Below are 19,919 nucleotides of genomic sequence, written 5' to 3'. Positions count from 1 at the left end.
ATTCTCTATTTTTTTCGCGTTTTCCAAAGCCAGCAGATGACGCCATCCGCTGTGAAAATGCTCCAGAGCATGCTGCGTTGAATCTAACGCACTATGCGTGCTCCAGTTGTTTGTTACCGCATCGTTATATGCGCAAAACCAGTTCCCACTTTTGCGCATCGTGCTCTAGTTCAGGCTCTTGCTGGCCTGTTCGGTCACGTCTTTCGACAGGCCCGGTTCGGACAGAATGCGCTGAAGTTCGGTGCGCATCATCGTGGCGTGTCCTTCCTCAAAACGTTTCCAGCGACCCAGCGGCGGGACGAGGCGTGCGGCGGTCTGCGGGTTCAGCTTGTCCAGCGCGATGATGATGTCGGCGATCAGGCGATAGCCCTTCCCCGATCTATGGTGGAAAGCCCACTGATTGCCGGCAAAGGCACCGAAGAGCGAACGCACACGGTTGGGATTGGCCAGCGTGAAATCCTTATGCTGACCCAGCTGCTCCACCAATCCGACGGTATCGGGATGGAAAGCGAAGGCCTGCGTCTGGAACCATTTGTCCAAAGTCAGTGCGTCGGCGCTGTAGCGGTTATAGAAAATGTCGAGCGCAGCCTCCCGTTCCGGGCTGGTGCCGTTGGCCAATGTGCCCAGCGCAGCCTGACGCTCCGTCATATTATCGGCTTCGTCAAACTGGGCGAAGGCAATGGCGGGGCCGTCCGGCGCGCCCGATGCGACCAGATAGTGAAGCGCGGTGTTGCGCAATTTACGCGCGCCCTTCGCGCTGGGCGACAGGGCGAAGGCGTTGGCCTTCGTCCTGGCATGGATGTCACGCCAGAACGGCTCCAGTTCCGCGCCGATCCGATGCTGGAGCGCGTCGCGGGCGGCGTGAATGGCGTCAGGATCGACGACGCGCATCTGATCGCCCAGATAAGCTTCGCTGGGCAGGCGGATAGCTTCCGCGACGAAGGCGGGATCGAGCGACGGATCGCCGATCGTGTTGCGCACGGCGTCGATGACGGCGCCGTCGTCCACCTGCTGCCCGGCGATGCGGCCGATCAGCACATTGACCATCAGCTGCTGCATCGCTTCATAACGGGCGAAGGGATCATCGTCATGGACTGAAAGAAAGGCGAGATCGGCCTGACTGCGGTTGGTTTCCATGATGACCGGGGCGGAAAATCCGCGGTTGATCGACAGGATGGGCGGCTGGGCGAAACCGGTGAAGGTGAAGCTCTGCTGCGCGTCCGTCAGCATCAGCAGTTCATCGCCATGATGCGCGCCGGTGCTGGCATCGAACAGCGCGGTGCGCAGCGGGATGGCCATGGGATATTTGTCGGGCTGGCCGGGCGTGGGCGGGATGGTCTGTTCCAGCGTCAGTTCGACCGTCTGAGTGGCCGGATCGTGGCGCATCAATGCGCGGACCTGAGGCGTGCCCGCCTGTTCGTACCAGCGGCGGAACTGGGTAAGGTCGATCGCCCCGCCCTCCTCCATCGCCAGCACGAAATCCTCGCAGGTGGCAGCTTCCCCATCGTGCCGGTCGAAATACAGGTCGGTGCCCGCCCGAAATCGTTCGGCGCCGAGCATCAGGGCCATCATGCGAATCAGTTCCGCGCCCTTATTATAGATGGTCGCGGTATAGAAGTTGCTGATTTCCATATAGGATTCAGGGCGGACGGGATGGGCGAGCGGTCCGCTGTCCTCCTGAAACTGGCCAGCGCGCAGGATGCGGACATCCTCTATCCGCTTCACCGCATGGCTGCCCATGTCGGCGGAGAAATTCTGATCGCGGAATACGGTGAAGCCTTCCTTCAGACTCAGCTGGAACCAGTCGCGACAGGTGACGCGATTGCCCGACCAGTTGTGGAAATATTCATGCGCCACCACCCCTTCCACACCGTCATAATCGATGTCGGTCGCGGTTTCAGGGTCGGCTAAAATATAGCGTGAATTGAATATGTTGAGGCCTTTATTCTCCATCGCACCGAAATTGAAATCGGCCACGGCGACGATATTGAACACGTCCAGATCATATTCGCGGCCATAGACACGCTCGTCCCAAGCCATGCTGTTCTTGAGCGCCTGCATCGCATGATCGGTGCGGGGCAGATCGGATTCGCGGACCCAGATGCCGAGTGCGACGTCCCGTCCGCTCATCGTGACAAAACGGTCGGCATTGCAGGACAGGTCGCCCGCTACCAGCGCGAAGAGATAGCAGGGCTTGGGAAAGGGATCGTTCCAGAGCGCCCAGTGGCGACCATCGTCAAGGTCGCCCTGTTCGATCGGATCGCCATTTGCCAGCAGGATCGGAAAGCGCGCCTTGTCCGTCGTCATGCGCACGCTGTAGCGGGACAGAACGTCAGGCCGATCAGGGAAGAAGGTGATGCGGCGGAACCCTTCCGCTTCACATTGGGTGCAAAGCAGGCCGCCGCTGGCATAGAGGCCCATCAGCTTGCTATTGCCTTCGGGCGTCAGCTCCACCAGCGTTTCGACGCTGTGGGCGGTGCCGGGAAGTGCAACGATCAGCGCGCCTGCCTCCAGATGCCATTCGTCCTGCGCCAGCGAACGGCCATCGACACATACGGCCAGCGGCACGATGCCGTCGCCGTCCAGACGCAGCGGCCGGTCATGATCGCCATTTCGGCTAACCGACAGGGTGGCGCGAACGGTGGTGCGTGCAGGATCGAGATCGAAGTCCAGCGCAATGTCGGGGACCAGCCAGTCGGGCGGACGATAGTCCTGACGATGGATGACGGCAGGTGCAGCGGCATTGGTGGAAAGCATATCGGCCATGCCCCCAAATTAAGGAGCATGGGATAAAAAGACCAGCGGTAGTTGAGACGGTAAAGTCTCTAACTTCACGCGTGTGAGCGCAGCAAGTTCAGATGCGCTCGCCCGACAGACGCTGACACAGCATGTCCAGCTGATCGAGGTTGGAGTAGCGCAGCGACAACGTGCCCCCTGACGATCCGCCTTCATGGGTGATGTCGACGCGCAGGCCCAAAATATCGGCCAGATGCTGTTCCAGGGCCGCAATGTCGGGGTCTTTGTCCCCTGATGCAGGGCGGCTGGCGCCACTGCGGGCAGTCGGAACACCCGCCCCCGTTTTCACGCGGCGGACTAGCTGTTCGGTATCGCGGACCGACAGCCCCCTATCCTCCACCTGCTGCGCCAGCTTTTCACAGTCTGGCACACCGATCAGGGCACGGGCATGGCCCATGCTGATCCGGCTTTCCATCACCTGCTGCTGCACCGGTTTCGGCAGGTCGAGCAGGCGCATCAGATTGGCCACATGGCTGCGCGACTTGCCGACGATGCGGCCGAGCGCTTCCTGGCTATGGTGAAATTCAGCGATCAGCTTGCGATAGGCTTCCGCTTCTTCGATCGGATTGAGGTCTTCGCGCTGGATATTTTCGATGAGCGCGACTTCCAGCGTTTCCTGTTCATCAAAATCGCGGACGATGGCAGGGATGCGGTGCAACTGTGCGCGTTGCGCCGCGCGCCAGCGGCGCTCACCCGCGATGATCTGAAACCCGCCGCCGTGGGCCCGCACGATGATTGGCTGGATGACGCCGCGCTTGGCAATGCTTTCCGCCAGTTCCTGAAGCGCGCCGTCGTCGAAATGGCGGCGTGGCTGTTCGGGATGGGGCTGGATCAGGGCGACTTCGATGCTCTGTACCGCCTTGCCATTGGCGACGGGCGTCGCGGGGGCTGCGGCTTCTTCGCGCGGGACATCGCCCAACAGGGCGGACAGGCCACGGCCCAGACCATGGGGACGCTTGGCGGCCATTTTCGGCTTATCGGTCGTTTCGTCGCTCAAGCGGCAACCTCCTGTCGGGGCAGGCGCGCAATCAGTTCGCGCGCCAGACGCATATAGGCTTCGGACCCCGGACAACGGAAGTCGTAGATGAGGGCCGGCACGCCATGGCTGGGCGCTTCGGACAGGCGCACATTGCGCGGAATGACGGTGGAAAAGACCAGATCGCCAAGGCAGGCGCGCACATCGTCGGCCACCTGATCGGTCAGGCGATTGCGGCGGTCATACATGGTGAGCGCCACGCCCATGATCGACAGGCCGGGGTTGAAGCGACCGCGAATGCGCTCCACCGTCTGGAGCAGCTGCGACAGCCCTTCGAGCGCGAAAAATTCGCACTGGAGCGGGACGAGCAGCGATTGCGCCGCCACCATGGCATTGATGGTCAGCAGGCCCAGCGACGGCGGGCAGTCGATCAGGCAGATGTCCCAGCGGCCCGGCTGGGCTTCATCCAGCACGCGAGCGAGGCGATGGGTGCGTTCTTCATATTCGATCAGTTCGATTTCCGCCCCGGACAGATCCTGCGTGGCGGGAACCAGATCGAGTTTGGGGACGCGGGTCGAAATGATCGTGTCGTCCAGTGCGCAATTGCCGACCAAGAGGTCGTAGCTCGACTGGGCACGGTCGGCATGGGCGACGCCAAGGCCAGTAGAGGCGTTGCCTTGCGGATCGAGATCGACCAGCAACACGCGCAGCCCGGTCGCCGCAAGGCCGGTGGCAAGGTTGATGGCCGTCGTGGTCTTACCCACGCCGCCCTTCTGATTGGCGATGGCGATGCGGATCATCCTCGACCTTTCTTCTTGCCAGCGGCGGGTGTCAGGCCCCTTGCGATGATCAGGGCGCTATCGGCGTCCGTTACGCTCGGTTCCACGTGAAACACACCTTGCCATGCCGGGCGCGCCGCCTCCAGTTCATTTTGCGCATTTCGTCCTTTTGGCAGCACCCAGACGGTCCTTTTATCCGACAGGTGCAGCGCGGACGTCAGCAATTTGGGCAAGGGCGCATAGGCGCGGGCGCTGATGACCGCAGCCTTCGTCGCTGGCACCGTTTCTACCCGGCCGCCGAAAATGCGGGCATGGCCAAGGCCAAGATCGGCGATGACATGGTTGAGAAAATCGATCCGCTTGCGCCGCGATTCCACCATCATCATCGGCCGATCGACCAGACAGGCGATGACGATGCCGGGCAGGCCAGCCCCGGAACCGAGGTCGATCCAGTCGCGGCCGTCATCGTCGCTGGCATGGATCAGCAGCTGAGCGGAATCGACGATATGGCGCACCCAGATATGCGGGCGGGTCGATTCCGCGATCAGATTCTGCTCATCCATGGCGGACAGCAGGGTTGCGACATAGCGTTCCAGCTTCGCCCAGCTGTCGGGCGACACATCGAACTGCGCCTGAAGCCAGGCGCGGGCTTCGTCTTCGGTCACGCAGCCACCCGGCGGACATGAACGAGAATGGCGGCGAGCGCGGCCGGCGTAATGCCACGAATACGGCTGGCAGCGGCGAGCGTATCGGGACGGGAGGCGTCCAGTCGTTCGATCATTTCGGTGGAAAGACCCCCAATGGCGTGAAAATCGAAATCGGCCGGGATGATGACCCGTTCTTTGCGGCGCAGTTCGGCGATCTCCGCATCCTGCCGCTGGAGATAGGGCGCGTAATGCGCATCTTCCAGTATCTCCGCGCGCAGGTCTGCCGGGGCGGCCAGCAGAGTGGGCGCGAGGGTGCAGATCAGGTTGCGGTCGACTTCGGGGAAGCGCGCCCATTCGAACAGGCTGCGGCGGGCGCCATCCTGTCGCACGGCGGCACCGGCGCGCGCCATTTCGCTGGCGGTTTTAACAACGGCCAATTCGGATTCGATCTGCATACGCAGTTCATGCCGGTGCGCGAAGCGGGCGGCGCGATCAATGCCGATGACGCCATGGGCAAGGCCGATAGGACCGAGCCGTGTTTCCGCATTGTCGGCGCGCAGGCGCAGGCGATATTCGGCGCGCGCTGTGAGCATGCGATAGGGTTCGGTGACGCCCTGAAGGACGAGATCGTCGATCATCACGCCGATATAGGAGCTGGCGCGATCGAGGATCATCGGCGCTTCGTTGCGGGCGCGGGCGGCGGCATTGATCCCGGCGATCAGGCCCTGCGCCGCGGCTTCCTCATAACCGGTCGTGCCGTTTATCTGACCCGCGCAGAAGAGGCCGGGCAGCTGACGCACCTCCAGCGAGGCGTCGAGCGCGCGCGGATCGACATGATCATATTCCACCGCATAGCCGGGCACGGCGATTTCCACCTGCTCCAGTCCGGGCATGGAGCGGACCATCGCGACCTGAACATCGGTGGGGAGCGAGGTGCTGATCCCGTTGGGATAGACGAGGTGATCGTCCAGCCCCTCCGGCTCCAGAAAAATCTGGTGGCCGTCGCGATCGCCAAAGCGCAGCACCTTGTCCTCGATCGAGGGGCAATAGCGTGGGCCCCTGCCCTCTATCGCGCCGCTGAACAGGGGCGATCGGCCAAGGCCATCGCGGATGATGGCGTGGGTCGCATCATTGGTGCGGGTGATGGCGCAGGCGAGCTGAGGCAGTATGCGGGCAGCGGTGAGCGGAGACATGGTCCAGCCTTCGCCATCCGACGGCTGCGTTTCCAGTCGTGCCCAGTCGATGGTGCGGCCGTCGAGACGCGGCGGGGTGCCGGTCTTGAGCCGGGCGATCGGCAGGCCGATGTCGCGCAGCTGGACGCCAAGCGTGGTGGCGGCGCGTTCGCCGACCCGGCCGCCAGTTTCGCGTTCGTCGCCACGGAAGAGTTTGCCGCCCAGGAAGGTGCCGGTCGCCAGCACGACCGATGCGGTGGCGATGGTACGGCCGTCGGCCAGAGCGACACCGGCGACGGCGCCCTGTTCGATCAACAGGCTGGCGGCTTCGCCCTCTACGATGTCGAGGCCGGATTGCGCATCCAGCATCCGATGGATGGCGGCGCGATAGCGTTTGCGGTCGGCCTGGACGCGTGGCCCCTGAACGGCGGCGCCCTTGCTGCTGTTGAGCATGCGATAATGGATGGCAGCGGCATCGGCGGCGCGGCCGATCAGTCCGTCCAGCGCATCGACCTCGCGGACGAGATGCCCCTTGCCCAGACCGCCGATCGCCGGGTTGCAGGACATGGCGCCGACCGTGTCGCGCGCGAAGGTCAGGAGCGCGACCGACGCGCCCTTGCGCGCAGCCGCCGCTGCGGCCTCGCAGCCGGCATGGCCGCCACCGACCACGATCACATCATAGCGTTTTTGCATGGCCGCCCCTTAACAGATTCAGGGGGGTGTGGTCAAAAGCGTTCCACGTGGAACAGCGGCTATTTGCCGATGCAGAAGCCCGAAAAGAGACGGTCGAGCATATCCTCCGTCCCGGCCTGTCCGGTGAGCGCGTCGATGGCGTGGCGGGCAAGGCGCAGATCTTCGGCAATGACGAGCAGGTCGGTGGTCGAACCGGCGGCCTGAAGATGGGTGAGCAGCTGGCCCACATGATGCCGTTGCCGGGCGTGAAGGGCATAGTCGCCCTCCCCCGGCAGCCGCGACGCGGCGCGATCCTGCAACAGGGCGATGAGGGCGCCGATGCCCTGCCCCGTCCGGGCGGACAGAGCAAGGCCGGGCCGATCGGCATCCGCGCGATCACTCTGAGCCGCGATCAATATGGCGTCGGCGCGCGGCAGATCGTCGGGGTCGCCCAGCCATAATATGATGTCGGCGGCATCCAGCGCCGCGCGGGCGCGATCCATACCGATGGCTTCGATGGCGTCGGCAGTGTCGTCACGCAGGCCCGCCGTGTCCGTGAAGAGGAAAGCTGTGCCGCCGATCGCCGCCGGCACCTCAATCCGATCGCGGGTCGTGCCCGCAATGTCGGATACGATAGCGGCATCTCTGCCAACCAGCGCGTTGAGCAGGGTCGATTTGCCCGCATTGGGCGGCCCGGCCAGCACGACGCGGACGCCATCGCGCAACCGTTCGGCCGCCGGCGCGGACAGGATGGTCGCCACGTCGCGGGCGAGGTCGGCTATGCCCGTGCCGATCCGCCCTTCTATCGCGGCGTCGGGGACGTCATCCTCATCGGAGAAATCGAGGGCCGCTTCGGCCATGGCGGATAGGCTCAAGAGCGTGTCGCGCCAGCCATCAATGCGACGGGAAAAATGCCCCTCCGCCATCAACAGAGCGGCCCGCCGCTGTCCCTGCGTTTCGGCGGCGAGCAGATCGGACAGCCCCTCCACCGCGTTCAGATCCATGCGGCCAAAGGCGAAGGCGCGACGGGTGAATTCCCCCGCTTCGGCGCGGCGCAGACCCGGCATCGCGGCCAGCGCATCCTCCACCGCGGCGATCACGGCGCGGCCGCCATGGCAATGGAGTTCGGCCATATCCTCCCCCGTCACGGTCGCGGGTCCGGGCAGCCATAGCAGCAGAGCACGGTCGAGCGGACCGCCGTCGCGCGGATCTTTCAACAGGGCGAGGCTGGCGGTGCGCGGCGCGGGCAGGCGGCGGGCCAGCGCATGCAGCGCCGAACCAGCGGCCGGACCGCTGACTCTTATCACGCCGATCCCGGCGGGCGGCGCGCCGCTGGAAAGGGCGAAGATCGTATCGCCGCGCAGGTCGGTCACGCAGCTTATTTCTTGTCGCTGCCGCCGGACATGCCGGACAGGCCGACATTCATCATTTGCTGGAACAGGCGCATGCCAGCATCGCCAAGGGGCGAGAAGCTCTTGAACAGGGTTTCCATCTGCTCGACGCTGCCCACCCCATCGAAGCTGTCGAGCATGGTCTTGATATATTTGTCATGGATGGGCGTGACGTCGGGCAGGCCTAGAAAGGCGCGCGCTTCGGCCGGGGTGCAGTCCACATCGACGGTTACTTTCATGTCCTGGCCTTCCCTGTTCGGCATATCCATGCTGGCTTGCGTCGTCATGCCGCAAATGGCCGTCGAAACGCAAATTTTTAAACGACACAAGCGGTTGCACCCCGTCTGGGAACGGCCAATATGCGCAACATCTTTCCAGCAAAAAGGAATCCGGCATGGGCGATTTCACCCCTATCAACACGTTAGAGGGCGACGGGCGGTTCGACGCCTATGTCGCGCAGCCAGAGGGCGAAGCGACCGCGGCCATCATCGTTATCCAGGAAATCTTCGGCGTGAATGAAGGCATTCGCCGCAAGTGCGACAGCTGGGCCAAGGCAGGCTATCTGGCGATCGCGCCGGACCTGTTCTGGCGGATCGCGCCGCATATCGAACTGGATGCCGACGTGCCCGAAGAGATGCAGCAGGCGCTGGATTATATTCCCCGCTTCGATCAGGATCAGGGTGTTCGCGATCTGGAAGCCACCATCAAGGCGGCGCGGGCGAAGCTGACCGGCGGGGCGAAGGTCGGGCTGGTCGGCTATTGTCTGGGTGGCCGGGTGGCTTTCATGACCGCATGCCGGACCGATGGCGACGCCTTTGTCGGCTATTATGGCGTGGGCATCGACGGGCTGCTGAACGAACAACATGCGATCGGCAAGCCGACCATGTTGCATATCCCGACGCAGGACGGATTCGTGCCCGCCGAAACACAGGCGAAGATGCATGAGGGGCTGAAGGATAATGCCCATGTCACCTTGTATGATTATGAGGGGCTGGACCATGGCTTTGCCGCTGAAATGGGCAATCGCCGGGTCGAGGATGCCGCACAGCTGGCAGACCGGCGCACCGCCGATTTCTTTGCCGAGCATCTTGCCTGATGTCGGGCGCATGGCGGATGGTGGCCCAGAGCCATGGCGGGCCGGAGGTTATCGCGCGGGAGGATTTCGATCCGGGCCGACCGGGTGAAGGCGAAATCCTGATCGCGCAGGATGCGATCGGCCTGAACTTTATCGACACCTATTATCGCACCGGCCTGTACCCTGCGCCGCTCCCGACGCCATTGGGGTCGGAGGGCGCTGGCCGGGTCGAGGCGGTGGGACCGGGCGTGACCGATTTCGCCGTGGGCGATGTGGTGGGATGCGCCAGCGGGCTTGGTTCCTATGCCACGCACAGGATCGTGCCCGCCGACCGGGTGGTGCGGATTCCGCAAGGCGTGTCGACGCAGGATGCCGCAGCCATGATGCTGAAGGGCATGACCGCCTGCTATCTGGCGGAAGACATGATCGCGCTGAAGGCCGGGCAGGTCGCGCTGGTCCATGCGGCGGCGGGTGGCGTGGGTTCGGTGCTGGTCCCATGGCTGCGCGACAAGGGCGTGATCGTGATCGCGCACAGCGGATCGGCGGAGAAGGCAGCCAGCGTGGAGGCCGACCATAGCCTGCACGGATCGTTCGACGATCTGGCAAAGGCGGTACGCGACCTGACCGACGGCGCGGGGGTCGAAGTGGTCTATGACGGCGTGGGCAAGGATAGCTGGGCCGCGTCGCTGGCGAGCCTGAAGCGGCGCGGCCTGCTGATCAGCTATGGCAATGCGTCGGGCGCGGTGCCGCCGATCAGCCTGCTGGACCTCAGCCGCAATGGGTCGCTCTATGTCAGCCGCCCCACCCTGTTCGACTATATCGCGACGGCGGATGATCTGGCGCATACGGCCGAACGACTGTTCGACCGGATGCAGCGCGGCGTGGTGAAGGCGGTGATCGGGCAGCGGTTCGCACTGGCGGATGCGGCCGACGCGCACCGGGCGCTGGAGGCGCGCAAGACGACGGGATCGACGATCCTGATACCGTGACGGCAATGTCCGGCATGAAAAAGGGGAGCGGAACCATGCGGTTCCGCTCCCCTTTTCGTGTCGCTGTGCCGGTTCAGCCGAACAGGGTGAGAATGCCCACCTGTTGATCGATCACGCCTTCATAGATCATCTTGATCGCGACATAGACGATGACGGCAAGGCCGATATAGGCGATCCAGCGATAGCGTTCGATATATTTGGCGATGATGTTGGCGGCGATACCCATCAGTGCGACCGACAGGATCAGCCCGATGATGAGGATGCCGGGATGTTCCCGCGCCGCGCCCGCGACGGCCAGCACATTGTCGAGGCTCATCGACACGTCGGCGACGGCGACGGCCCAGGCGGCGGCTGCGAAGCTTTTGGCCGGGCGCACGCCCGATACGTCATCGTCGGTCGGATCGTCGGGCGTGTCGGCACCGCGCGCGGGGTGCAGTTCCCGCCACATTTTCCAGCTGACCCACAGCAGTAGCAGGCCACCGGCGAGGATCAGGCCGACGATCTGCATCAGTTGACTGACCACCAGCGCAAAGCCGATGCGCAGCACCAGCGCGGCGAGAATGCCGATCAGAATGACCTTTTGACGCTGGGCCGCGGGCAGGCCCGCCGCCAGCGCGCCGACGACGATGGCATTGTCGCCCGCCAGCAATATGTCGATCATCAGCACCTGACCGAAGGCGGAAAGGGCGCTGGCCGATCCTATATTGCTGAAATCATTGATGATATGCTGCCAGATTTCAGCCGGAGAGCCGATACTGTGCGCGGCCGAGGCGGCGGTGGCGAGTAAATCGAACATGGCGGGCTGCGAGCGTCCCTATGTGTAGGAAAGAAGAAAGCCGGACCATATACATGGCCCGGCTGTCGCGGCAAAATTTATGATGGATGGACGGGCGACCGGAAGGATCGCCACCCCTGTCACTGATTCATGGAATCGAAGAAATCTTCGTTGGTCTTGCTGTCCTTCATCTTGTCCAGCAGGAATTCCATGGCGTCGATGGTGCCCATCTGCATCAGGATGCGGCGCAGCACCCACATCTTGCTGAGCTTGGGCTTGTCGACCAGCAATTCTTCCTTGCGGGTGCCGGACTTGCCGACGTCCAGCGCCGGGAAGATGCGCTTGTCCGCGACCTTGCGGTCCAACACGATTTCCGAGTTGCCGGTGCCCTTGAATTCTTCGAAAATGACTTCGTCCATGCGGCTGCCGGTGTCGATCAGCGCGGTGGCGATGATGGACAGCGAACCGCCTTCCTCAATATTACGCGCCGCGCCGAAGAAGCGCTTGGGCCGCTGGAGCGCATTGGCGTCCACACCGCCGGTCAGCACCTTGCCCGACGAAGGGACGACGGTGTTGTAGGCGCGGCCGAGGCGTGTGATGGAGTCGAGCAGGATGACGACGTCCTTCTTGTGCTCGACCAGGCGCTTGGCCTTTTCGATCACCATTTCGGCGACCTGAACGTGGCGGGTGGCAGGCTCGTCGAAGGTGGACGAAACGACCTCACCCTTCACGCTGCGCTGCATGTCGGTGACTTCTTCCGGCCGTTCGTCGATCAGCAGGACGATCAGGAAGACTTCGGGATGATTGTCGGTGATCGCCTTGGCGATATTCTGGAGCATCACCGTCTTGCCGACGCGGGGCGGCGCGACGATCAGCGTGCGCTGGCCCTTGCCCTGCGGCGATACGATGTCGATGACGCGGGCCGACTTGTCCTTCTGGGTCGGGTCGCCCGGATCGAGCGTCAGCTTCTGTTCGGGATAGAGCGGCGTCAGATTGTCGAAATTGACGCGATGGCGGACGGCTTCGGGATCGTCGAAATTGACCGACACCAGCTTGGTGAGGGCGAAATAGCGTTCGCCATCCTTGGGCGCGCGGATTTCGCCGTCCACCGTATCGCCGGTGCGCAGGCCGAATTTGCGGACCTGATTGGGGGAGACGTAGATGTCGTCAGGGCCGGCGAGAAAATTCGCTTCGGGGCTGCGCAGGAAACCGAAACCGTCCGGCAGCACCTCGATCGTGCCTTCGCCCATGATCTGTTCGCCATTTTCCGCCTCCGCCTTGAGGATCGCGAACATCAGGTCCTGCTTGCGCAAGGTCGATGCGCTTTCGACGCCCAGTTCTTCCGCCAGCTGTACGAGGTCGGCAGGGGCTGTCTTTTTGAGGTCCTTAAGATGCATTGCGAGTCGGTCCGATGGCGAGAGGGTGAAGTGCGCCGGAAAAGGAAGGAAGGAAACCGGCCGCTTTGCCGGTCGAATCCCGCTCCGGACGGGCGGGTGCAGATATTGCGCGTTTAGCGATGGGACTATGCTCAAGTCAAGGCGGGAACAGCAGCAATCATGGCGGAAAATCGCGGGTCGTCCACCCCCGCAGGACGGGCTGTGCCGCTGGTGCGACGATGGCCTTTCATGCTATAACATGCGCCTATAATGTAAGGATGAGGATATGGGACCGCTTGTCGTCTCATGGGCGCCCGTGCTTGGCTTTGCGCTGGCGATGGGCGCGCCACCTTCGACCGTGCAGACGATGATGCAGGGACAGACGCCAGCGGGCGTCGCGCAGAGGGTTGCGGGCGATGACAGCGCGACCGACCCGCCCTCGTTCCTCCCCCCTTCGCTCGATCCGGATGTGCCGCCGGTGCTGGTGCGGACGGGACCGGCGCTGGACGACCGGGTGACCATTCCCATCATGATCGACGGCAAGGGGCCGTGGAACTTCATCATCGATACCGGGGCGCAGCGCACCGTCATCGCCCGCGATCTGGCGCAGCGGCTGGCGCTGCCGTCGTGGTCCAGCGTCACCATCATCAGCATGACCGGCCGGGCGGAAGCGACGACGGTCGCCCTGCCCCGGCTGGGTTTCGGCGGGACGATGATCGACGACATCGAAGCGCCGGTGCTGGAGGGCGAGGATCTGGGCGGGCCGGGGCTGTTGGGGCTGGACAGCCTGCATGCCAAGCGGGTGACGCTGAATTTCCGGACAGGGCAAATGGAAATCGCCCGCAGCGGAGCGCGGCGTCGCCTGACAACCGATCCCGACGCCATCGTGGTGGAGGCGCGGCGCCGACGGGGCCAGCTGATCCTGCTGGATTGCGAGGTCAACGGCATGCGGGTCAATGTCATGCTGGATACCGGCACCAATTTCAGCATCGGCAATTTGGCGCTGCGCGACCGGCTGATGACGAAGAAGCGCGCGCCCGCGATGCTGGAGGCGACGGTGACCAGCGTGACCGGCGGCGCCCTGACGGGACAGGTGGGGCGGATAGAGGCGGTGCGCATGGGGCGCGTCAACCTGACGCAGGTGCCGGTGCTGTTTGCCGATGCCAGCCCCTTTGCGGAACTGGGCATGCGGGACAAACCGGCGCTGTTGCTGGGGATCAGCGCGTTGCGGCTGTTCGATCGGGTGGCGATCGATTTTGGACGGGGAAAGGTCGATTTCCTGCTGCCGGATGCCAGCGCGATCGAAAAAATGCGCTTCGCTGGGAAAAGGCAGAGCGAGGGTTGAATTTGATGCGAATTAATTCACATGATTTGGTGATTAACGCCAAATGAATGGAATATCCGCGCGGTATCATTTGACATGATGTTGGAATAGCCACGGATTTCTAGGCTTTTCGAGAGTTGGCACGCCCCCTGCAATGTTGTCAGCATGATCCATGACGGGTCATCGCTGACATCCAAGGGAACGACCAACATCATGAAGACCATCGCTTTCATCGCCGCCGTCGCCGTTGCCACCGTCGCCGTTTCGGCATCCAGCACGCCCGCTTTCGCGCAGCCCCAGGGCAAGTTTGGCAGCGCCAAGGTGACCTATGACGACAAGACCGACCGCTATTGCTTCCGTGAAACCGTCACCGGATCGCTCGTGCCCGTCACCCAGTGCCAGTCGAAGGACGAATGGGCGCAGAATGGCCTGACCATCCACCACGACAAGCTCGCTGTTCAGCTGGCCCGCCGCTGATGCCATGGGCTGGCCCGGCTTTCCGTCCCCTTCCCTGTCGGTCCAGCCGGGCCGCATCGGGGAGCGGGATGGAGATGGGGGCGGCGAAGGCGCGGCCTGATCCGTCCGGCAACCCCGATCGCCGTTAGAGCCTGATCCGGTTGGATCGAATCGGATCAGGCTTTAAACGTCCTTTGTTTTTGGGACGATGCGAGCCGTCGGCTGTCCCAGCCGACTTCATCATGCTCTAGGGATTGGGCGTGGGGCGCGTTGCAGGCTGTTGTTGCTGCTGACGATTGCGATCGCGGCCCAGCACATTGTCGATCCATTGCTGGTCGATACGCGGCGGTTGTGGCCGGTCCTGTTGCGGCCGGTCGTCGGGATCGACCTCCATCTGCTGATCGTCGGGTGACGATCCATCATTGGCCTGGGGCCGGGGCCGTTCGATCGGCAGGCCATTTTCATCGACCATCATGCCCGGATCGGCGCCGCTGTCCGGGCTGCCATAATAGCTTTCCTCATCCGGTTCCAACTGCCATTCGGGCAGGGTCACCTGCGTTTCGAATTGTTCGACCGGGCGTTTGGACACCGCCACCTTCATATAATCGGCGAAGGCGCGGGCCGGGGCGCGACCGCCCTGCAACCCGCCAACGGCCTTCGCATCGTCGCGGCCCATCCACACGCCAGTGGTGATGCCGCTGGAAAAGCCGAGGAAATAGCCATCCTTGTTGCTGGTCGTCGTGCCGGTTTTGCCCGCGACCGGGCGGCCGATCTGCGCGGCCTTGCCCGTGCCGGTACTGACCGCCGTCTGCATCAGATCGGTCATGCCCGCCGCGACCCATGGGGCGACCAGCACGCGGCTGGTGTCATCCTGATGCTGGTAAAGCATCCGGCCGTCCGCCGTCGTGACCTTCGTAATGCCATAGGGCGTGACGGCGATGCCCTTGCGCGCGATCGAGGCGGCGGCGCGGGTCATGTCGATCAGGCGCACGTCCGACGGGCCCAACACCATCGAAGGATGGGTGTTGACCGGCGTGGTGATGCCGAACCGGCGCGCCATGTCGGCAACGGTCGGGAAGCCGACCTCCACGCCCAGCTTGGCCGCGACGGTGTTGATCGAATAGGCAAAGGCGGTGCGCACGTCGATGTCCCCGGCGAACCGGCCATTGGCGTTGCGCGGCGACCATCCATTGATCGTCACCGGTTCGTCGGTGACGCCGGTATCAGGCGTGTAGCCCGCCTCCAGCGCGGCCATGTAGACGAAGATCTTCCATGCCGAACCCGGCTGGCGCGTGGCGGTGGTGGCGCGATTATAGTTGGACGTCACATAATCGAGACCGCCGACCATCGCCCGCACCGCGCCATCGCGGTCGAGGCTGACCAGAGCGCCCTGCGTGCCGCCGGGCACATTGGCCTTGATCGCGGCGGTCGCGGCATTCTGCATGCCAAGGTCGATGGTGGTATAGACTTCCAGCGGTTCGTTCGGCTCATCGATCAGCAGGTCGAGCTGCGGCAAGGCCCAGTCGGTGAAGTAACGCACGCTGTTCTGCGGCGGTTCGGGCGCCATCCTGACGCTCGACAGGTCGGCCGCCGCATGTTCGGACGCCGAAATCGCCTCATTTTCCTGCATCAGGTCCAGCACCACGCCCGCGCGGCCGATGGCGGCATCAGCGTCGGCGGTGGGGGAATAGCTGGACGGGGCCTTGACCAGACCCGCGATGATCGCCGCTTCGGGCAGGCTTAGCCGCGTGGCGGGATGGCCGAAAAATTTGCGGCTGGCGGCATCGATGCCATAGGCGCCGCCGCCAAAATAGACCTTGTTAAGGTAAAGTTCGAGGATCTGGCGCTTGGAAAATTTGCGTTCCAGCGCCATCGCCAGCACCATTTCGCGGATCTTGCGCCCGAAACTGTAGCTGTTGTTGAGGAAGATGTTGCGCGTTACCTGTTGCGTGATGGTGGACGCGCCCTGCCAGCGGCGGCCGGTGCCGCGCCGTTCCAACGCGACCCATGCGGCGCGTAGCATGCCGATGGGATCGACGCCGGGATGAAGGTAGAAGCGTTTGTCTTCGGTCGACACCATCGCGTCGACCATGACTTCGGGAATCTGGTCGTAGCTCAGCCACTGGCCAAAGCTTGGCCCCAAGGACACGATCACGCTGCCGTCGGCGGCGTGGACGCGGATCATCTGACCATTGGGGGACGATTTCAGGCTGTCATAATCGGGCAGCGATTGCAGCGCGATCACGACGGCGATCACCACCGCCAGAAGGCCCGCCACCGCCGCCGCCAGGCCGATCTTCAGCCCACGCAGCGCCCATATTTTCGCGCGGCCACGCGGCGCGCTCTTTTTCTTGCTTGATCCTGCCATCTGTGCCGCCCCGGATACGCGCTATTCCCGGCCCCGGCCAGCGCAAATCATGCAATCGGCGCGGAAAAAGACCGTCGCGCCGTCCATGCGGAACGGCGCTTTACCGGCGATGAACAGGGGCTGTCCCGCGCCTTATTCCGCCCCGTCGCGTGGCTTGAAGTCCAGGCTGGCGCTGTTCATGCAATAGCGCATGCCATTGACGCCGGGACCATCGGGAAAGACATGGCCCAGATGCCCCTCGCAGGTGGCGCAGCGGACTTCGGTGCGGATCATGCCGTGGCTGGCGTCCCGAATTTCTTCCACCGCGTCGATGTCCACCGGGGCGGTGAAGCTGGGCCAGCCCGACCCGCTGTCATATTTTTCGTCTGCATCGAACAGTTCGGCGCCGCATCCGGCGCAATAATAGACGCCGTCGGCCTTGTTCCCGTTATACTTGCCGGTGAAGGCCCGTTCGGTGCCCGCTTCGCGCAGCACATGATATTGTTCGGGGGAAAGGCGATCGCGCCATTCGGCTTCGCTCAGGGTCAGCTTGTCCATGGGCGCAATATGGCGTTGCGCGACGGCCGTATCAAGTCCGTGGTCCATGCCCGTTTTTCACGCCCGTTCGCGCGCCGCCTGCCGGGCGATGGCGAGCAGTTCGTGGCGCACCATCAGGTCGCCTGTGCCCCGGCCGGAGCGCGTGGCCCGTTCCGCCTCCAGCAGGCGCTGGATCACGCGGGCTATGCCCGGCGCATCCCATGTCCGTACCTGGCGCGACACCAGCCCCTTTTCCTTCCAGAACACGGCTTTGCCCGCGGCCTCCACCGCGCCTTCCAATCGACCGCTGGTGTCGAAATCGGTGCGGATATTGGCGATCAGCATGGCGCGGGTCAGCAGCGGGCGGATGACCGATGCCATCGCCGCGCCGGTTTCCGCCATGCCGGTCAGTTCGCGATGCATGCCCTTAAGGTCGCCGCCCAGCACGGCATTGACCAGCGGGGCGACTTCGGTATCCGGATTGTCGGCGGACAGCGCGTCCAGCGCTTCGGCGGTCGCTTCGCGTGGACGGTCGGGCGCGGCGTCCAGATAGAGGATCAGCTTTTCGATCTCGCCCGTCATCAGCGCCCGGTCGCCATTGGCCAGCGCCACGATCCGCCGGGCCAGATCGGTGGACAGGCGCAGGCCGCCGTCGCGGGCGATGCCGATGGCGATCTGTTCCGATTCCCGGGCATCAGGCTGATAGGAGATACAGGCCATGACGCCCTTATGCTCCAGCGCCAGCTTGACCAGTTTCGATGTGGCCTTGAGCGCGCCCGCCACCGCGATGGCGGGATTGCCCGCCGTTTCCGCTTCCAGCAGCGCGGTGAGCGCGGGCACCGATTCATCGCCCATGCCGCTGATGCGAATCCAGCGCCTGTCGCCGAACATGGAAAAGGACGCCGCTTCGTCGGACAGGCGGGCAGGATCATCCTTCAGCGTCGCGCCGTCCAGGTCCACCCGTTCCGCCTGCGGTCCCATGGCGCGTTCCAGGCGCTTGGCCAGCGACTGGCTGCCCGCTTCGTCAGGACCGTAGAGCAGGAAGAAACGGATGTCAGCCGAAGCGCCTTGACCTGGGGCGTCCAGCGCCCGTTCGATCTGGCCGCGATTGGCCTTCAAGGATTGGCCGCCTTGCGCGAATAGAGCGCCAGCCGGGTGACGATCTGATCCGCGACCGTTTGCGACAGCCGTTCGAGCGCCGTGTCTTCGGCCGCGATGGTGGCATATTCGCTGGAGGTAACGTCGATGCCGGCGTCCGACCCGGCGGTGTCGTCCAGCAACTGCGTGCCGGTGCTTTCGTCGACCAGCTGGTAACGGGCGCGCAGCGTGCGCCGCTCGCGGGTGATGGCGGCGTCGGCGCGCAGGCCAAAGCCGCTGATATTATCGTCCAGCTTCACCACCAGTTTGTAACGCGGGCCGGAGCCGCCCTGCATGGCGGCAAGGCGATCGTTGAGCGCATTGCGCATCAGCCAGCCCGCCTTGCCCTCGATCGGTTCGACCGTGACATTACCCAGCGCCTGCGCCACCGCGCCATGCCCACCGCCGCCATAGACGGGGCGCAGCCCGCAGGCGGTGAGGAGCAACGGAACAGCGAGGAGGGGCAGGATGCGCTTCATGGATCAGACCTTTAGCGGTTCGGGCCGCGCTTGTCGAAGCCCCTTCCCGCCCCTCCGACGGATTTAGATGACGATGTTCACCAGACGGCCGGGAACCACGATGATCTTCTTAGGCGTTGCCCCGTCCAGCGTGCGCACGACATTGGGCGCGGCCAGAGCGAGTTTCTCCAGCTCGTCCTTGGGCGTATCCTTTGCCACGGTGATGGTGTCACGCAGCTTGCCCATCACCTGACAGGCGATGGTCACTTCATCCTCCACCAGCAGCGCCGGGTCGACCGCAGGCCAAGCGGCATCGGCGATCAGCCCTTCCCCGCCGATTTCCGCCCAGCCTTCTTCGGCCAGATGCGGCGTCATCGGCGCGACCAGCAGGGCAAGGCCACGGATGGCGGCGGTGCGCGATGCGGACGGCTTTGCCTTTTCGATGGCGTTCACCAATTCATATATCTTGGCGACGGCCTTGTTGAAGCCCAGCGCCTCGATATCCTTCGCCACGCCGTCGATGGTCTGGTGCAGCTTGCGGTCGAGCACCTTGTCTTGCCCCTCGGCCGACGCATCCGCTTCGCCGAACAGGCGCCAGACGCGGTTGACGAAGCGCCACGATCCTTCGATCCCCGCTTCTGTCCAGGGCAGGTCGCGTTCGGGCGGGCTGTCCGACAGCATGAACCAGCGCACCGCGTCCGCGCCATATTGGGCGATGATGTCGTCGGGATCGACGACATTCTTCTTGGACTTGGACATTTTCTCGACCCGGCCGATGGTGACGGGCGCGCCGCCTTCGACCATGATCAGGCTGTCGCCCTGGCGCACCACATCCTGCGGGGCGAGCCATGCGCCTTCGGGCGATTTGTAGGTCTCATGCGTCACCATGCCCTGCGTGAACAGGCCGGTGAAGGGTTCGGCAAAGTCCAGCTGCCCCATATGCTGGAGCGCACGGGTCCAGAAACGGGCGTAGAGCAGATGCAGGATCGCATGTTCCACGCCGCCAATATAT

Annotated in this window: 18 protein-coding genes; 4 read left to right on the top strand and 14 right to left on the bottom strand. The window is 63.9% G+C overall.

Annotated elements, in window-relative coordinates; genetic code table 11:
- Positions 1-165: 165 nt before the first annotated feature.
- The 7 genes from pepN to ACOJSJ_RS03660 form a co-directional block, all read right to left on the bottom strand.
- A complete protein-coding gene (gene pepN / locus ACOJSJ_RS03690; protein ID WP_420143638.1) occupies positions 166-2,766 on the bottom strand; it encodes an aminopeptidase N in 2,601 nt (866 codons plus the stop codon).
- Between the two features lie 88 nt (positions 2,767-2,854).
- Positions 2,855-3,793 carry a ParB/RepB/Spo0J family partition protein gene (locus ACOJSJ_RS03685; RefSeq protein WP_420143637.1) on the bottom strand — a complete coding sequence of 313 codons (939 nt, stop codon included), beginning with the start codon at positions 3,791-3,793 and terminating at the stop codon, positions 2,855-2,857.
- Positions 3,790-4,572: a ParA family protein gene (locus ACOJSJ_RS03680; protein ID WP_420143636.1), complete on the bottom strand. Its 783-nt coding sequence runs from the start codon at positions 4,570-4,572 to the stop codon at positions 3,790-3,792. The genes ACOJSJ_RS03685 and ACOJSJ_RS03680 overlap by 4 nt, the downstream gene beginning before the upstream one ends.
- A complete protein-coding gene (gene rsmG / locus ACOJSJ_RS03675) occupies positions 4,569-5,216 on the bottom strand; it encodes a 16S rRNA (guanine(527)-N(7))-methyltransferase RsmG (protein ID WP_420143635.1) in 648 nt (215 codons plus the stop codon). Before rsmG ends, ACOJSJ_RS03680 begins: the two co-directional genes overlap by 4 nt.
- Positions 5,213-7,063: a tRNA uridine-5-carboxymethylaminomethyl(34) synthesis enzyme MnmG gene (gene mnmG / locus ACOJSJ_RS03670; protein WP_420143634.1), complete on the bottom strand. Its 1,851-nt coding sequence runs from the start codon at positions 7,061-7,063 to the stop codon at positions 5,213-5,215. Before mnmG ends, rsmG begins: the two co-directional genes overlap by 4 nt.
- Positions 7,064-7,122: 59 nt before the next feature.
- Positions 7,123-8,415 (bottom strand): tRNA uridine-5-carboxymethylaminomethyl(34) synthesis GTPase MnmE, encoded by a 1,293-nt coding sequence (gene mnmE, locus ACOJSJ_RS03665; RefSeq protein WP_420143633.1) that lies wholly within the window; start codon positions 8,413-8,415, stop codon positions 7,123-7,125.
- A 5-nt stretch (positions 8,416-8,420) separates the two neighbouring features.
- Positions 8,421-8,672: a DUF6489 family protein gene (locus ACOJSJ_RS03660; protein ID WP_420143632.1), complete on the bottom strand. Its 252-nt coding sequence runs from the start codon at positions 8,670-8,672 to the stop codon at positions 8,421-8,423.
- Positions 8,673-8,827: 155 nt separating this feature from the next.
- On the opposite strand from ACOJSJ_RS03660, the gene ACOJSJ_RS03655 reads away from it, so the two are divergent.
- Both ACOJSJ_RS03655 and ACOJSJ_RS03650 read left to right on the top strand, forming a co-directional pair.
- Entirely contained in the window at positions 8,828-9,529 is a 702-nt protein-coding gene (locus tag ACOJSJ_RS03655) for a dienelactone hydrolase family protein (protein ID WP_420143631.1), read from the top strand.
- Positions 9,529-10,497 carry a quinone oxidoreductase family protein gene (locus tag ACOJSJ_RS03650; RefSeq protein ID WP_420143630.1) on the top strand — a complete coding sequence of 323 codons (969 nt, stop codon included), beginning with the start codon at positions 9,529-9,531 and terminating at the stop codon, positions 10,495-10,497. The genes ACOJSJ_RS03655 and ACOJSJ_RS03650 overlap by 1 nt, the downstream gene beginning before the upstream one ends.
- A gap of 73 nt (positions 10,498-10,570) precedes the next feature.
- Here ACOJSJ_RS03650 and ACOJSJ_RS03645 read toward each other — a convergent pair whose 3' ends face one another.
- A complete protein-coding gene (locus tag ACOJSJ_RS03645) occupies positions 10,571-11,293 on the bottom strand; it encodes a YjbE family putative metal transport protein (protein ID WP_420143629.1) in 723 nt (240 codons plus the stop codon).
- 119 nt (positions 11,294-11,412) lie between these two features.
- Positions 11,413-12,669: a transcription termination factor Rho gene (gene rho, locus ACOJSJ_RS03640; RefSeq protein WP_420143628.1), complete on the bottom strand. Its 1,257-nt coding sequence runs from the start codon at positions 12,667-12,669 to the stop codon at positions 11,413-11,415.
- Between the two features lie 316 nt (positions 12,670-12,985).
- Between rho and ACOJSJ_RS03635 the strand changes: the two genes are divergently transcribed.
- Both ACOJSJ_RS03635 and ACOJSJ_RS03630 read left to right on the top strand, forming a co-directional pair.
- The gene (locus ACOJSJ_RS03635; RefSeq protein WP_420143666.1) at positions 12,986-13,993 is read left to right on the top strand and encodes an aspartyl protease family protein; all 1,008 of its coding nucleotides are present in this window, start codon (positions 12,986-12,988) and stop codon (positions 13,991-13,993) included.
- A gap of 192 nt (positions 13,994-14,185) precedes the next feature.
- Positions 14,186-14,449 (top strand): hypothetical protein, encoded by a 264-nt coding sequence (locus ACOJSJ_RS03630; protein ID WP_420143627.1) that lies wholly within the window; start codon positions 14,186-14,188, stop codon positions 14,447-14,449.
- 226 nt (positions 14,450-14,675) lie between these two features.
- Here the strand turns inward: ACOJSJ_RS03630 and ACOJSJ_RS03625 are convergent, their stop codons facing one another.
- The 5 genes from ACOJSJ_RS03625 to ACOJSJ_RS03605 all read right to left on the bottom strand — a co-directional run.
- Positions 14,676-16,796, bottom strand: a complete 2,121-nt coding sequence (locus tag ACOJSJ_RS03625) for a transglycosylase domain-containing protein (protein ID WP_420143626.1) — start codon at positions 16,794-16,796, stop codon at positions 14,676-14,678.
- Between the two features lie 132 nt (positions 16,797-16,928).
- Complete coding sequence (msrB, locus tag ACOJSJ_RS03620) at positions 16,929-17,333, bottom strand: peptide-methionine (R)-S-oxide reductase MsrB (RefSeq protein ID WP_420143665.1); 405 nt, start codon at positions 17,331-17,333, stop codon at positions 16,929-16,931.
- A 57-nt stretch (positions 17,334-17,390) separates the two neighbouring features.
- Positions 17,391-18,431, bottom strand: coding sequence for a DNA polymerase III subunit delta (holA, locus tag ACOJSJ_RS03615; protein ID WP_420143625.1), 1,041 nt, complete (start codon positions 18,429-18,431; stop codon positions 17,391-17,393).
- Positions 18,428-18,928 (bottom strand): LPS assembly lipoprotein LptE, encoded by a 501-nt coding sequence (lptE, locus tag ACOJSJ_RS03610; RefSeq protein ID WP_420143624.1) that lies wholly within the window; start codon positions 18,926-18,928, stop codon positions 18,428-18,430. Before lptE ends, holA begins: the two co-directional genes overlap by 4 nt.
- A gap of 63 nt (positions 18,929-18,991) precedes the next feature.
- A partial coding sequence (locus tag ACOJSJ_RS03605; protein ID WP_420143623.1) for a class I tRNA ligase family protein occupies positions 18,992-19,919 on the bottom strand: 928 nt, incomplete at its 5' end.

The sequence above is a fragment of the Sphingobium sp. genome, from assembly GCF_048594625.1.
Lineage (GTDB): Bacteria > Pseudomonadota > Alphaproteobacteria > Sphingomonadales > Sphingomonadaceae > Sphingobium.
This window is presented reverse-complemented; position numbering and strand designations above follow the sequence as displayed.